The organism is Achromobacter ruhlandii (assembly GCF_002082135.1).
GTDB lineage: Bacteria > Pseudomonadota > Gammaproteobacteria > Burkholderiales > Burkholderiaceae_B > Achromobacter > Achromobacter ruhlandii.
Map to the genome: position 1 here is coordinate 1,803,901 of NZ_CP017433.1, position 15,275 is coordinate 1,819,175.

12 protein-coding genes are annotated in these 15,275 nt (G+C 67.8%); 4 read left to right on the forward strand and 8 right to left on the reverse strand.

Going from position 1 to position 15,275, the window contains the following annotated elements; translation table 11 throughout:
* Positions 1-20: 20 nt before the first annotated feature.
* From AruCF_RS08270 to AruCF_RS08305, 8 genes are all read right to left on the reverse strand, one after another.
* Entirely contained in the window at positions 21-938 is a 918-nt protein-coding gene (locus AruCF_RS08270) for a glycosyltransferase family 2 protein (RefSeq protein ID WP_232732793.1), read from the reverse strand.
* A gap of 5 nt (positions 939-943) precedes the next feature.
* Complete coding sequence (locus AruCF_RS08275; RefSeq protein WP_049072973.1) at positions 944-2,260, reverse strand: lipopolysaccharide biosynthesis protein; 1,317 nt, start codon at positions 2,258-2,260, stop codon at positions 944-946.
* A 296-nt stretch (positions 2,261-2,556) separates the two neighbouring features.
* Positions 2,557-3,510, reverse strand: coding sequence for a GDP-L-fucose synthase family protein (locus tag AruCF_RS08280; protein WP_049072974.1), 954 nt, complete (start codon positions 3,508-3,510; stop codon positions 2,557-2,559).
* A 6-nt stretch (positions 3,511-3,516) separates the two neighbouring features.
* Complete coding sequence (gene gmd, locus AruCF_RS08285) at positions 3,517-4,626, reverse strand: GDP-mannose 4,6-dehydratase (protein ID WP_006387741.1); 1,110 nt, start codon at positions 4,624-4,626, stop codon at positions 3,517-3,519.
* Between the two features lie 10 nt (positions 4,627-4,636).
* Positions 4,637-5,044 (reverse strand): VanZ family protein, encoded by a 408-nt coding sequence (locus AruCF_RS08290; RefSeq protein WP_175146593.1) that lies wholly within the window; start codon positions 5,042-5,044, stop codon positions 4,637-4,639.
* Positions 5,037-6,467, reverse strand: coding sequence for a mannose-1-phosphate guanylyltransferase/mannose-6-phosphate isomerase (locus AruCF_RS08295; protein WP_049072975.1), 1,431 nt, complete (start codon positions 6,465-6,467; stop codon positions 5,037-5,039). The genes AruCF_RS08290 and AruCF_RS08295 overlap by 8 nt, the downstream gene beginning before the upstream one ends.
* The gene (locus AruCF_RS08300) at positions 6,464-6,925 is read right to left on the reverse strand and encodes a GDP-mannose mannosyl hydrolase (protein WP_156515994.1); all 462 of its coding nucleotides are present in this window, start codon (positions 6,923-6,925) and stop codon (positions 6,464-6,466) included. Before AruCF_RS08300 ends, AruCF_RS08295 begins: the two co-directional genes overlap by 4 nt.
* 73 nt (positions 6,926-6,998) lie before the next feature.
* Entirely contained in the window at positions 6,999-8,408 is a 1,410-nt protein-coding gene (locus AruCF_RS08305; RefSeq protein WP_049072976.1) for an undecaprenyl-phosphate glucose phosphotransferase, read from the reverse strand.
* 249 nt (positions 8,409-8,657) lie between these two features.
* Between AruCF_RS08305 and AruCF_RS08310 the strand changes: the two genes are divergently transcribed.
* From AruCF_RS08310 to pgi, 4 genes are all read left to right on the forward strand, one after another.
* Positions 8,658-9,794, forward strand: coding sequence for a polysaccharide biosynthesis/export family protein (locus AruCF_RS08310; protein ID WP_049072977.1), 1,137 nt, complete (start codon positions 8,658-8,660; stop codon positions 9,792-9,794).
* A gap of 104 nt (positions 9,795-9,898) precedes the next feature.
* Positions 9,899-12,160, forward strand: coding sequence for a GNVR domain-containing protein (locus AruCF_RS08315; protein WP_049072978.1), 2,262 nt, complete (start codon positions 9,899-9,901; stop codon positions 12,158-12,160).
* A gap of 18 nt (positions 12,161-12,178) precedes the next feature.
* A complete protein-coding gene (locus AruCF_RS08320) occupies positions 12,179-13,582 on the forward strand; it encodes a phosphomannomutase/phosphoglucomutase (protein WP_049072979.1) in 1,404 nt (467 codons plus the stop codon).
* A gap of 13 nt (positions 13,583-13,595) precedes the next feature.
* On the forward strand, positions 13,596-15,269 hold the full coding sequence (pgi, locus tag AruCF_RS08325) for a glucose-6-phosphate isomerase (RefSeq protein WP_049072980.1): 1,674 nt from the start codon (positions 13,596-13,598) through the stop codon (positions 15,267-15,269).
* Positions 15,270-15,275: the final 6 nt, after the last annotated feature.

Consider the following 15,275-nt stretch of genomic DNA (forward strand, 5'->3'; position numbering starts at 1 on the left):
CATGGCTGGGGATTGGGGGGTCAGTGCGCGGCCCAGTCGTCGCGCCCGAACAGCTTGATGGCGAGCTTTTCGACCAGATACGACAGGTCGCCCTGGCGCGCATGCGCGGCCACCTGCGAGGCCCGGCACGAGAGGCCGAACAGTTTGCCCATGCCGGGTTCGGTGCGGCGGATGCGGTCGACGATCTGTTCGCGTTCCTCCAGCAGCACGTCCTGCATCAGGGCGGTCTTGGTTTCGTCATGGGCGGTGTACACGCCCATGGCGTCCGGCACGATCAGGTTCCTGCCCTCGCGCAGCAGCCGGCTCCACAGTTCCAGGTCCATGCAGTAGCGCATGCTTTCCTGCAGCAGTCCGTGTTTTCGCAGCAGGTCGCGGCGGAAGATGGCAGACTGGTTCGGGATCGAGGCCTTGACCACCGTGAGCGTGCCGCGGTTGACCGGGGTGTAGTGGATCTTGCGGAAGATGTGGTTGTCGGCGTCGGCCACGAACAGGTTGCCGCTGACGATGGGCGCCCGGCCCCGGGCCGCGGCCGCGCCCAGCTTGCGCAGGGCGCCCGGGTAGTACAGGTCGTCGGAATTCTGCCAGCCGACGTAGTCGCCGGTGGCGCGCTCGAAGCCTTTGTTGATGGCGTGCGACTGGCCGCGGTCCGGCGTGCTTTCCCAGTAGGTCAGGTAGCGTTCGTACTTGCGGATGATATCGACGCTGCCGTCGGTCGAGCCGCCGTCGATGATGATGTACTCGAGCCGCGGGTAGCCCTGGTTCAGCACCGACACAATGGTGCGCTCCAGGAACCGCGCCTGGTTGTACGAGGGCGTCACGATGGTCAGCTTGGGCAGCAGGCCGCCGGCGATGGGCGCGGGGGGACGCAGCTCGCTGACGAAGTCGATGAGCTGACGCGAGTACTCATTGTGGCGCTTGCGCATATAGGACCTCAGCATGATGGCTACCGGGTGGCCGCAGGCAGGGCGCCCGGGTAGTCGGGCCGGGATTGACGGATGGCGAGCGCCACGCCGGCCAGCGTGATCGCCGCGTAGGCCATGCGGCCCCAGGCCGCGGCGTGTTCGCCCGCCGCGTGCACCAGGGCGGCCATGACGCACAGCATGGCCAGGCCGCCCAGGCCGTTCAGGATCGCCACCGCCCGGGAATTGCCCAGTCCGAGCAGCGAGAAATGCGCGGCCGCGTTCAAGGAAAGCAGGCCGGAGGCAATGATCAGCAGGCGGAAGGTGCCCAGGTGGCCCTCGGCCACGGCATGCCCCAGCAGCAGGTCCAGCAGCGGCTGGCTGACCGCCAGCACCGCCAGCGTGGCGCCCGCCGACAGCAGCAGGTTCCACAGCATCAGGCGGCGGATCTCTTCCTCGGCCGCGCCCGGATGCGGCGGCGCGGCGCTCAGCCGGCTGACGCGCGGCATGGCCTTCTGGAAGATCGCCACCGAGGCGGTGTGGATCATCTGGCCCACCTGCACGCCGACGGTATAGATGGCCAGCGCCGCCGGCCCCATCAGGCTGCCCACCAGCACCCGGTCGACCGAGCCGAACGCCAGCGCGCTCAGGCTGTTGAGCCAGGACCAGCGCGAGAACCGGAACGCGTCCAGCATGGCGCCCCGGTCGCGCACCGGGCGCACCAGCACGTGGCCGTAGCGGCGCGCGAATACGCGCATCTTGACCGAGCCGGCCAGCAGCAGGCCGAGCGCCTGGGCCAGGCCGGTCCAGGTGGGCGAGGCCGTCAGCCAGGCGGTGGCGCAGGCCAGGGCCATGGTGCCGCTGCGGCTGACCAGTTCGCACAGCGCGGTGGCGCGGAAATCCTCGCGGCCCTTGAGGCAGCCGGACATCAATTGGTCGTATTGCTGAGTCAGGTAGACGGCCAGCGCCGGCATGGCCAGCAGGGTGACGGCCACGCCGCCGAAGGTGGCGGCGGGCCAGCCCCACCACACGCCCAGCCACAGCAGCGCCGCCACCAGCGTCACCACGCCCAGCGCGCAGCCGATCAGCGACATGGCCACGCCGGCCGCGCGATAGGCGCCGCCGGGCTCGTGCATGCGCTCGGACACCAGCTTGGTGGCGGTGACGGCGGCCCCCAGGTTGGCGGCGTTGCCGAAGCCGGCCAGCGCGATGATCATCGAGTACTGGCCGAAGCCCACCGTGCCCAGCTGGCGGAACAGGATGGGCAGCGCCACCAGCGCCGCGACGGGACCGATGCCATATTCCACCAGCCCCCAGAACGAGGCATTGCCGGCGACGTGCTTTCTGATGAGTCGGTACATCGGAATGCCTGTTTTCGATAGGCGTGGTTAGGGCCTGTTCACACTGAAAGGAGCCTCGTACAGGCCGGAAATCGGCCGCCAGGCTAGGCTTGGTCGCCGCCGCGTGGCCGTGCCACGCAAGGTGAGCGCAACGACGCCTGGCGGCCGATTACCGGCCTGCCCGAAGGGTGAGTACCCAAATGAGCGCCTCTCAGCGTTGCGAATGCTCGCCGGGGACCTGCCACGACTGCGCTTCGCGGCTTGATAGTCACTCATTCGGGTACTCATGCGAGGCTCCTTTCCGTGTGAACAGGCCCTCAGGCCACGGACAGCGGTTGGCGCGCCTGCTCGCGCAGGAAATGGCCATAGGCCAGCGTCACGCCATGAATCAGGGAAATCTCCGGCTTCCAGCCCAGCGCGCGCACCCGCGCCGAATCCATCAGCTTGCGCGGCGTGCCGTCGGGCTTGCTGGCGTCGTAGACGATGTTGCCCTGGTAGCCCACCACCTGCGCCACCACCCGCGCCAGCTCCGCGATCGACAGGTCCTCGCCGGCGCCGATGTTGTAGATGCCGTCGGCCGACGGCGTCTCCATCAGCATTACGCAGGCCCGCGCCAGGTCGTCCACGTACAGGAACTCGCGCAGCGGCTTGCCGGTGCCCCACAGCGTGACGCTGTCCTGGCCCGCCTCGCGGCCCTCGTGGAACTTGCGGATCAGCGCCGGCAGCACGTGGCTGCTGTGCAGGTCGTAGTTGTCGTGCGGACCGTACAGATTGGTCGGCATGGCGCAGATGAAGCGCGCGCCATATTGCCGCTGGTAGGCCTCGCACAGCTTCAGACCGGCGATCTTGGCGATGGCGTAGGGTTCGTTGGTGGCCTCCAGCGGCCCGGTCAGCAGCGCGTCCTCGCGGATCGGCTGCGGCGCCTCGCGCGGATAGATGCAGGACGACCCCAGGAACAGCAGCTTGCGCACGCCGGCCGCGTAGGCGGCACGGATCACGTTGCACTGGATCATCAGGTTGCGGTAGAGGAAGTCCACCGGATGGTTCTGGTTGGCCAGGATGCCGCCGACCTTGGCGGCGGCCAGGTACACCACGTCGACCGGCGTGGTCGAGAAGAAGCGGTGCACCTGGTTCTGGTTTTCCAGGTCCAGTTCGCTATGGCTGCGCGTGATGATGTCGCGGTAGCCGCGCTCCTGCAGCTCGCGCACCAGCGCGGCGCCCACCATGCCGCGATGGCCCGCCACGAACACGCGTTGGTCCGGATTGCTCATGGCGGACTACTCCTTGTAGGCGTAGATTTCGTAGCCGTTCTGTTCCACCAGCGCATCGCGCCGGGCGTCCTTCAGGTCGCTTTCCACCATCTCCTTGACCAGCTGGGCGAAGCTGGTGCGCGGCGACCAGCCGAGCTTTTCGCGCGCCTTGGTCGGGTCGCCCAGCAGGGTTTCGACCTCGGTGGGGCGGAAGTAGCGCGGATCGACCCGCACGATGACCTGGCCGGGCTTGATGTCGTGCACCGGGCTGAACAGCACGGTGGCGGTCTCTTCCAGACCTTCGCCCTCCCAGGCAAGCAGGATGCCCAGCTCGCGCGCGGCGGTATTGATGAACTCGCGCACGCTGTATTGCATGCCGGTGGCGATGACGTAGTCCTCCGGCGTGTCCTGCTGCAGCATGAGCCACTGCATTTCGACGTAGTCGCGCGCGTGGCCCCAGTCGCGCAGCGCCGACAGGTTGCCCAGGTACAGGCATTCCTGCAGTCCCAGCACGATGCGCGCCAGGCCGCGGGTGATCTTGCGCGTCACGAAGGTCTCGCCGCGCTTGGGCGATTCGTGGTTGAACAGGATGCCGTTGCAGGCGTACATGCCGTAGGCCTCGCGGTAGTTCACGCTGATCCAGTAGGCGTACAGCTTGGCCGCGGCGTAGGGGCTGCGCGGATAGAACGGCGTGGTTTCCTTCTGCGGGGTCTCCTGCACCAGGCCGTACAGCTCCGAGGTCGAGGCCTGGTAGAAGCGGGCCTTGTCCTCCAGCTTGAGGATGCGGATGGCTTCCAGCAGGCGCAGGGTGCCCAGGCCGTCGGCGTTGGCGGTGTATTCCGGCTCCTCGAACGACACGCCGACGTGGCTTTGCGCCGCCAGGTTGTAGATCTCGTCGGGCTGCACCGATTGCACGATGCGGATCAGGCTGCAGGAGTCGGTCATGTCGCCGTGGTGCAGCACGAAGTTGCGCGGCTGGTCATGCGGATCCTGGTACAGGTGGTCGATGCGCGCGGTATTGAAGAGCGACGCGCGCCGCTTGATGCCATGGACTTCATAGCCCTTGGCCAGCAGGAATTCGGCCAGGTATGCGCCGTCCTGGCCGGTGACGCCGGTAATCAGTGCCCGTTTTGGCATGGTTTTATCCTTAAGACTTAGTCACTGCACGAAAAGAGCCGAAGGCTGCGGAACCGATGTTCAACGAGATTACTGTCGCACCCGCCGCGGAGATATCGGCCAAAAGGTCTAAGAGTTCGGCCTGTCGATAGGCAAAAAAGGACTGGATGCCTTCGTCCAGCGCACCCAGGGCGGAGACGGCCAGTAGCGCCGTCAGCCCTGGCCGCCGCTGCACCGAGAGGTAGACCAGCACGGTCAGGAAGGCGTAGGCCGCCAGGTGCAGGCGCTTGTCGCCGAACGCGTCGGACATCTCGGCGGCCAGCCCCGGCAGGTTGCCCACCGTCACCAGGGTGACGAAGAACAGCGCCGCCAGCGGCAGGCAGATCCGAGCCAGGCCCGGCCGCCAAAAGGATGAGGCCGCGCGCCGGGGGTCAGACACGGCCGTACATGTCCTGGAAGCGGACGATGTCGTCCTCGCCCAGATAGGCGCCGGACTGCACCTCGATGATTTCCAGCGGGATCTTGCCGGGGTTCTCCAGGCTGTGGACTTCCCCCAGGGGGATGTAGGTCGACTGGTTTTCGGTCAGCAGGTATTGCTTGTCGCCGTTGTAGATGCGCGCCGTGCCCGATACCACCACCCAGTGCTCGGCCCGGTGGTGGTGCATCTGCGACGACAGGCGCGCGCCCGGCTTCACGGTGATGCGCTTGACCTGGTAGCGCGGGCCCTGGCCGACCGAGTCGTACGAGCCCCAGGGACGCTGCACCTCGCGGTGGTGATTCAGTTCGCTGCGATGCTGCACCTTGAACGCCTCCACCAGCCGCTTGACGTCCTGCGAGCGGGTCTTGTGCGCCACCAGCACGGCGTCGGCGGTCTCGATCACCACGATGTCGTCCAGCCCGACCGAGGCCACCAGCCGGCTGGTCGAATGGATCAGGCAGTTGCGCGAGTCCTCGACCATTACGTCGCCGCTGGTGGAGTTGCCTTCGGCCGATTTGCGGGCGATGCCCCAGACCGCGTCCCAGGCGCCCACGTCGCTCCACGGCGCGGCCAGGGGGATCACCACCGCGCTGTCGGTGCGCTCCATGATGGCGTAGTCCATCGAGTCGCTGGGGCAGGCCTCGAAGGCCGGGCCGTCCAGCTGGAACAGCGCCGGCTCGCCATGGCCGGCGGCCACCGCCGCGCGCACCTGTTCCAGGATGCGCGGCGCCAGCCGTTCCAGTTCGGCCAGGAAGACCGAGGCCTGGAAGGCGAACATGCCGCTGTTCCAGTAGTAGCTGCCGTCCTCGATGAAGCGCTGCGCCACTTCGGGCGAGGGCTTTTCGACGAAACGCCGCACCTTGCGGGCGGGCGCCATGGCGCCGGGTTCGGCCGCCTGGATGTAGCCGTAGCCGCTGAGCGGCGCCGTGGGGGTGATGCCGAAGGTCACCAGGGCGCCCTGGCGCGCGGCCTGGTAGGCCTGGGCGAACGCGGCGGCCAGCACCGGGCCGTCTTCCAGCACGTGGTCGGACGGCATGATCAGCATCACCGGGTCCTCGCCGTCGCGCATGGCGCGCAGCGTGGCGGCGGCGATGGCCGGGGCGGTGTTGCGGGCGAACGGTTCCAGCACGATCTCGGCGTCCTGGATGCCCAGCTCCTGCGCCTGTTCGGCGGCGATGTAGCGGTGGGCGTCGTTGCACACCAGCATGGGGCGGGCCTGGGCGCCGGCCGAGTCCAGCCGCAGCAGGGTGTTCTGCAGCAGGCTGCGGTCATCGGTCAAACGGATGAACTGCTTGGGCAGCAGCTCGCGCGACAGCGGCCACAGGCGCGAGCCGGAGCCGCCGCAAAGGATCACGGCCCGGTACGGAGGATGGGGGTTGGTCATGGCGCTGACTCCTTGAAGTAGGCCTGGGTGTACGGATGGGCGCCGGGGTCGGCGGCGATGGCCGCCGCGGGCTGCCAGCGGTAGCGGCGGTGCTGGCCCAGCGGCAGGCTGGCGGTGTCCAGCGTGAACTCGGCCTCGTAGGCGAGGACGATGTAATGGGTGGAGCGGCCGGTCTCGCCGGCGAAATTGGTGCCGTAGAAGTGTTCGTACACGCCGCGCGGGCGCCAGGCCTGTGGCGGCAGCGTCAGGCCCAGTTCCTCGCGGGCGATGCGCTGCAGCGCGCGCGACAGGGTCTCGTTCTTGCGGATGCGGCCGCCCGGCACGAACCAGCTGCCCTGGGCCGGCGGGTTGCTGCGCAGGCCGGTCAGGTAGCGGCCGTCGGCATCGCGCAACAGCAGGTCGATGGACACCAGCGGCAGCATCTCCACCGCGCGGCGGAAGTCATCCTCGGCCAGCAGGCCGGGCGGCGGCGCGGCGGGGGCGGGCGCCGGGCGCGCGCGCGACGGGACGATCAGGGGCCAGCCCAGCGGTTCAATAGACATTTCGCCCCGTCCATCCGGAGATCGCCGTGCGGGCGATGATCATCAGGTCCATCCGGAATGTCCAGTGCTGGATGTAGTAGATGTCATGCTCGACGCGGTCGCTCATCTTGCGCAGCGTGTCGGTCTGGCCGCGCAAGCCGTTGACCTGGGCCCAGCCGGTGATGCCCGGCTTGACGCGGTGCCGCATCATGTAGCGCTGCACCAGGTCCTTGTACAGTTCGTTGTGCTCCAGCGCATGCGGGCGCGGGCCGACCACCGACATGTCGCCGCGCAAGACGTTCAGGAATTGCGGCAGCTCGTCCAGGCTGGTGCGGCGCAGGAAGCCGCCGATGCGGGTGACGCGCGCATCGTTGCGGGTGGCCTGCGTGACCACGCCGTGCTCCTGGTGCACGGTCATGGTGCGGAACTTGTAGACGTGGAACACCTTGCCGTCCACGCCCAGGCGCGGCTGGGTGAACAGCACCGGCCCGCGCGAGGTCAGCTTGACCAGGCAGGCCACGGTCAGCATCAGGGGCGACAGGCCGATGAGGGCGCACAGCGCGAAGCTGCGGTCGAAGGCTTCCTTGGCCCAGCCGCGCACGCCCGCCGCGGGCAGGCTGTTCAGCTGGATCGCGGGCAGTCCGAGGAATTCGCCGATGCGGTGGCCCAGCAGCTGGATCGACATCACGTCGGGAATCCAGCGGATGTCCACCAGGTCGTTGCGCAGGTGGTAGAGGACCTCGCGCAATTCCTGGCCGGCCTCCATCGGCAACACGATCCAGACTTCGCGCACGGTGTGCTCGCGCACAAAGGCGTGCAGCTTGTCCAGGTCGTGCAGGCGCCGCACCTGCGGCGGCAGGTTCTCGTGCGGTTCGGCGTAGATGCCGGCGACCTCATAACCCGCTTCGCGGTAGCGTTCGACGCGCCGCCACAGGTCATGGCCGAGCGCGCCGAAGCCGACCAGCAGCACGCGCTTGCGGTTCAGGCCGCGATCCCGCGCCGCGCCCAGCACCGCGTACACCGCCAGCCTGACGCCGGCCAGCGCCAGGGCCGCGCAGCCATACCAGGTCGCCGCCCACAGGCGCGATACCGATGCGCTCTGGTGCATGAGAAAGCTGACCAGGATCCCCAGCGCGAAGACCAGCGACCATGCCGCCAGGCTGCGCACGATCAGGTCCGCCAGCCGGCGGCCGCGCCATGACACATACAGGCTGAACGCCGGAAACAGCGCGATGACGCCCAGGCCGCACAGATAGATCAGGAACAGATGGATCTGCGGCGGATCGGCCATCGCCTCATCCGCGAACTTCAGCTCGGTGACGGCCAGGCCGCAGATAATGACGATCGCCGCGTCCAGCAGCCGGTACAGATAGCTGGATCGGTTCGACCTGCTTGACGTGTCCGTGAGGGACGGGTCCATCGCGCACTCCTTCGTTCTTCGGGGAGGCGCCCTGGGGGCCGCGAAAAAAAACGCTGCACCGCCGCAAGGCATGTGGCTACCGTCCAAATCTTATTGAGTGCCCGGCGCACCCGAAACCTCCAAACGATGTAGGAGAAGGCTTAAGGCATCCGTCGAATGTGCGGGGGCTTGAAAAGGGAGTGGAATGTCGCAACCCGTTACGCATCGGGCTCCTTTCCAAGCAACGAAGTCATTCACAGTGGATTTGCCATGACGACATTTTTCGGAACGTTGAGCCGAGCCATCGCTGCCATCGCGCTCGTGTCCTCGCTGGGCGCTTGCGCCCTTTCTCCCGGCATGACCTTTGATGCCAAGCACCTGGTCGATCCGCTCGATCCGAATTCGGTGGCGCAGATCAAGGAAATCACGCCCAGCCTGGTGCTGGAGGACAACCGCGCGCGCCAGGCGCTGCTGGACAACGACGGGGTATCGCGCCTGGTCGACAAGGCCGAGCCGTATCGCATCGGTCCCGGGGACATTCTTTCTATCGTGGTCTGGGATCACCCCGAGCTCGTGCTTCCGACGCAAACCTACGCCATCGGCACGGGGGTGACCGAACTAGCCTTCGGGGATACCGCCTCGGGCATTCCGGGGTATACGGTCTCATCCTCCGGATATATCCAATTTCCCTATACGGGACTGCTGAAAGTGGCGGGGTTGACGGAACTTCAGGCGCGCAATCTCATAGTCAACAGTTCGGGTAAATACATCCAGGATCCGCAGATCACGGTGCGCGTGCTGGGCTACCGCAGCAAGCGGGTCTACGTCGAAGGCGAGGTGAAGACGCCGGGTACCGTCGCGATCAACGACATTCCCATGACGCTGCTGGAAGCGATCAACCGCGCGGGCGGGGTGCTGCCCACCGGTGACCGCAGCAGCGTCTATGTCATCCGCGAAGGCAGGAAGACGCGCGTGAATCTGCCCGCGCTGATCGACCGCGGCCAGGATCTGAACCAGGTGATGCTGAAGTCGGGCGACATCGTCAGGGTGACGCCGCGCGACGAAAGCAAGGTGTTCGTGACCGGGGAGGTGACCACGCCGGCCTCGATCGTGATGCGGGACGGCAGGTTGACGTTGAACGAAGCGCTGGGCGTGGCGGGAGGCCCCAACCAGCTGACCGCGGACTCGTCGCAGGTGTTTGTGGTGCGCAGTACCGAGCAGGCGACGCCGCTGGTGTTCCATCTGAACGCCGCTTCGCCGCAGGCTTATGCGGTGGCGGAGAAGTTCGAGTTGCAACCCAAGGACGTCGTCTTCGTGGATACGGCGGCGCTGGTGCGGTGGAACCGCTTCATCAGCAACCTGTTCCCGAGCGCGCAAACGGTACAGACCGTGCATTCAATCAAGTAATCGACCCTCGGGGCCCGCCCCGCGCCGCTGGGCGCGGGGCCGGGATCCGGCCCACGCCTTTGGGGGCGCCGCGACCGCGGCGGCGCCTAATCTTGGAGAGCTGCATGTCGTTGCCCATCGAATCGTTCGAGCCCTCCGTCCCGGCTCGCCAGCAGGAAACCCCGCTGTCCTCGCACGTGGACGCCATTTTCTCCAACCGTTGGCTGATCATCGCCATCACGCTGATCGCGCTGTTGGGCGCGGTGGTCTATGTCATGGTCACCCCTTCGGTCTATTCGGCCGACATCATCGTCCAGGTGGAGGAGGAACTGCCGCAGGGCCAGAGCCGCAGCCTGCTGGGCGACGTCTCGGCCATCTTCGACACCAAGGCCGAGACCTCCGGCGAGATGGAAGTGCTGCGCTCGCGCATGGTGGTGGGACCGGCCGTCGACAAGTTCATGCTGTACATCCATGCCAAGCCGCGCTATTTCCCGGTGGTCGGCGAATGGCTGGCGCGGCACTACGAAAGCCTGCCGTACCCGTCCGGGCTGCCGCGCGGCGGTTACGCCTGGGGCGGCGAGTCGATCTCGATCTCGCAGCTGGACGTGCCCAATGAATGGCTGGGCAAGCCCTTTCGCATCACCACCCTGGGCGAAGGCGCCTACACCCTGAACGATAAGATCACCGGCGCCACGTTCAAGGGCACGGTCGGCAAGCCCGAGCATTTCGTGCTGCCGGGCGGCGGCGCGTTGGACGTGCACATCGACGCGCTCAGCGGCCGGCCCGGCACCGAATTCACGGTGTCGCGCACCTCGCGCCTGGCGGCGATCGAGGACGTGCAATCGCGCCTGGGGATCTTCGAACGCGGGCGCACTTCGGGCGTGATCGGCGTGACGCTGGAGGGCAATGATCCGTCGCTGACCACCGCGGTGCTGAACCAGATCGGCCAGGAATACGTGCAGCAGAACGTCAATCGCAAGTCGGCCCAGGCGGAGAAATCGCTGGCGTTCCTGGACGAGCAGCTGCCGCAACTCAAGCGCGAACTGGACGCGGCCGAGACCAAGTACAACTCGCTGCGCAACAAGCGCGGCACCATCGATCTGAGCGAGGAAGCCAAGCTGATCCTGGCGCAGTCGGTGGACGCCCAGACCAAGGTGATGGAGCTGCGCGCCAAGCGCCAGGAACTGATCACCCGGTTCGCGCCGACCCATCCGAGCATTGTCGCCATCGACCGCCAGATCGCCTCGCTGACCGGCGACGTCAACCGCATCGGCAACAACATCAAGCAGCTGCCGGACCTGGAGCAGGACGTGGTGCGGCTGGTGCGCGACGTGCGCGTCAACACCGAGCTGTATACGGGCCTGTTGAACAACGCCCAGCAACTGCGCCTGATCCGTGCCGGCAAGGTCGGCAACGTGCGCATCCTGGACGCCGCGGTGCAGCCGGACAAGCCGGTGCGTCCCAAGGCCGCCATCATCATCGCCGTGGTCACGGCCATCGGCCTGATCATCGGCGTGCTGTGCGCCTTCGTGCGCAACGCGCTGTTCGGCGGCCTGTCCGAGCCGGACGATGTCGAGCGCTACACCGGCCTGCCGGTGCTGGCCGCGATTCCCCACAGCGATCTGCAGGACAAGCTGTGGCGCCGCAGCCGGCGCAAGAACGCCACCGTGCCGGCATTGCTGGCGCAGAGCCAGAGCAACGCGCCACCGATCGAAAGCCTGCGGTCGTTCCGCAACGTGTTGCAGGCCTCGCTGCGCCAGTCGGCCAACAACATGGTCATGTTCACCGGGCCGGTGGCCGGCGTCGGCAAGTCGTTCCTGTCGGCCAACTTCGCCTTCATCCAGGGCGGGGTCGGCAAGCGCGTGCTGCTGATCGATGCCGATTTCCGCAAGGGCCAGCTCAATCGCTATTTCGGCGTGCCCAAGGAAGACGGCCTGTTCGAGGTGCTGTCGGGCACGCTGCCGCTGGAGCGGGTGCGCAAGCACAGCGTCTCCGAGGGCGTGGACTTCATCGCCACCGGCGCGGTGAGCTTCGATCCATCGGAGCTGCTGGCCTCGCCGATCTTCGGCCAGACCCTGCGCGAGCTGGCCAGCCAGTACGACATGGTCATCCTGGATACGGCGCCGGTGCTGTCCTCGCCCGACGCGGCGGTGGTCGGCACGCATGCCGCGGCGGTGATGGTGGTGGTGCGGTCGGGCATGAACACGGTGGGCGAGATCCGCGAGACCGCCAAGCGCCTGATCCAGGCGGGCGCGCCGGTGGATGGGGTGCTGTTCAACGGTCTCAAGCTGATGCCCGAGCGCTTCGGGTTCCGTTCCAAATATGGCGGATACCGCTATTCGCGGGCGGCCTATTACGGTGACTTCAAGCAGAACGGCCCCAAGTAAACCCCGCGGAGAACTGGCATGCATGGAACGTTTGGCTGGGAAACCCCGCAGATCCTGGATGCGGTCTTCAAAGCGTACGACATACGCGGCACGGTGCCCGAGGAAATCGACGCGCGCTTCGCCCACAGCCTGGGCATGGCGGCGGGCGCGCGGGCGCTGGAACTGGGCGCGCGCGCCATGGTGGTGGGGCGCGACGGGCGCCTGAGCAGCGTGGAGCTGGCGGCGGCGCTGCAGGCCGGCCTGCGCTCGGCCGGGTTGCACGTCATCGACATCGGCATGGCCACCACGCCGATGGTGTACTTCGCCACCTGGCTGATGGACACCGGCGCCGGCATCGCCGTGACCGGCAGCCACAACCCGCCGACCCACAACGGCTTCAAGATCGTGATGGACGGCGCCTCGCTGTACGGCGAAGGCATCACCGCGCTGCGCGACGCGATGCGCCTGCCGATCGAGTCGGCCAGCGTGGCCGGCGGCCGCACCCAGATGCAGATCCAGCCCTGCTACGCCGCGCGGCTGGTGGGCGACATCCGCATGGCGCGGCCGATGAAGATCGCCATCGACTGCGGCAGCGGCGTGGCCGGCGCGGTGGCGCCGGCGTTGTTCCGGGCGCTCGGCTGCGAGGTCACGGAACTGTTCTGCGAGGTGGACGGATCGTTCCCGGGCCACCATCCCGACCCCGCCGATCCGCAGAACCTGCAGGACCTGATCTATTGCCTGCGCTATTCCGATTGCGAGGTGGGGCTGGCGTTCGACGGCGACGGCGACCGGCTGGGCGTGGTCACCAAGTCCGGCCAGATCATCTGGCCCGACCGCCAATTGATCCTGTTCGCGCGCGACGTGCTGGCGCGCAACCCCGGCGCCGAGGTCCTTTACGACGTCAAGTGCAGCCGCCACGTGGCGCGCGCCATCGCCGAGGCCGGCGGCAAGCCGACCATGTGGAAGACGGGACACTCGCTGATCAAGGCCAAGATGCGCGAGACCGGCGCGCTGCTGGCCGGCGAGATGAGCGGCCATGTGTTCTTCAAGGAACGCTGGTATGGCTTTGACGACGGCATCTACGCGGCCGCGCGGCTGCTGGAGATCCTGTCGGCGGCGCCCGATCCGTCGGCGCTGCTGGAAAGCCTGCCGCAGTCCTGCGCCACCCCCGAAATCAAGCTGGAAACCACCGAGGGCGAACAGTTCGCGTTGGTCGCGGCGCTGCGCGAGCACGGGCAGTTTCCCGGCGCCCTGTCCATCAACGACCTGGACGGGGTGCGGGTCGACTACGCCGATGGCTTCGGCCTGGCGCGGCCGTCCAACACCACGCCGACGGTGGTGCTGCGTTTCGAAGGAGACACCGTGGCCGCATTGGCCCGCATCGAGGAGGACTTCCGCAATGCGTTCCGGCGCGTTGCCCCTCATATCCGTTTACCGTTCTAAGGAGCATCACGCGATGGGAAAGGCGAATTTTGCGAGAGAGGCCCGGGCCGGGGCAGAAGCGGACAGCTTGGCCGCCAGCGCCGAATGGCAGGCATTCGCGCAGGCGGCGCGCGGCGCCGCGCTGGACGGGAGCACGCTGAAGGTGATCGAGGCGGCCGGCTTGTGCGTGGACCTGACGATGCAGCGGCAGTCCGGCGCGCTGGACGCCGCGGCGCAGGCCTTGCTGCGCGCGCGCGGACTGGACGCCGCGCGCCAGGCGCTGTTCGGCGGCGGACCGGTCAACTGGACCGAAGGCAAGCCGGCCTGGCACACGGCGCTGCGCGCCGGCCGCACCCGCGAACAGCCGGACGGGCAGGACGAGGACTCGGTCTGCGAGTACGCGCGCATGACCGACTTCGTGCGGCGCATCGATCAGAGCGCCGATTTTTCCGCGGTGCTGCACATCGGCATCGGCGGCAGCGACTGGGGGCCGCGCCTGGCGATCCAGGCCTTCGGCGGCGCCGGGCAGCGCCGCCAGATCCGCTTTGTCTCCAACATTGACGGCCATGCCTTCCATGACGCGGTGGCCGGGCTGGACCCGCGCCGCTGCCTGGTGGTGGTGTCGTCCAAATCCTTCACCACCGCCGAGACCCTGCACAACGCCCGCGCCGCCATCGCCTGGCTCAAGCAGGGCGGCGTGGCCGATCCGTCCGAACACCTGGCGGCGGTCACCGCCAACGTGCCGGCGGCGCGCGCGCTGGGCGTGCCGTCGAGCCAGGTGTTCCGCATGTGCGACTGGGTCGGCGGGCGCTATTCGGTCTGGTCGGTGGCCGGGCTGTCGATCGCGCTGACCGTCGGCGCCGACGTGCTGATCGGCATGCGCGCCGGCGCCGAGGCCATGGACCAGCACTTCCAGCAGGCGCCGCTGGCGGCCAATGCGCCGGTGCAGCTGGCGCTGGCCGGGCTGGTCAATTGCAGCGTGCTGGGCCACGGTTCGCTCAACATCGCGGCCTATAGCGCGCGGCTGCTGCACCTGGTGACCTATCTGCAGCAGCTGGAAATGGAATCGCTGGGCAAGCGCGTCGGCGGCGATGGCGCAGAGGTCGACGTGCCCACCGCGCCGATCATCTGGGGCATGCCGGGCACCGACGGGCAGCACACTTTCTTCCAGTGGCTGCACCAGAGCGCCCAGGGCGCGCCCGTCGATTTCATCGCCAGCCTGCAGGGCCACCCCGACAGTCCCGACGCCCACCGCATGCTGCTGGCCAACTGCCTGGCGCAGCGCCAGGCGCTGATGCGCGGCAAGAGCCTGGAGCAGGCGCTGCTGGACGTGGCCCACATCGACGACCCCGACAAGGCGCTGAGCCTGGCGCACCACATGGTGCATCCCGGCGGCCGGCCGTCCACGCTGATCGTGCTGCGCCAGCTCGATCCGCGCGCCCTCGGCGCGCTGCTGGCGCTGTACGAGCACAAGGTGTTCGTGCAAAGCGTGGTGTGGGGCGTCAATCCCTTCGACCAATGGGGCGTGGAACTGGGCAAGCGTCTGGCGAGCGGCATCGAGCGCGAGCTGGCGGTGCCGGTGTCGGCCGGCGTGGTCGATTGGGGCCACGACGCTTCCACCTCGTACTGGATCGACCGCTATCGCGGCCATGCCCAGGCGCCGCGGCCGCGCCATGCCTGGGTGCCGGGCGTGGCGGCGCACCTTTGACGGAGA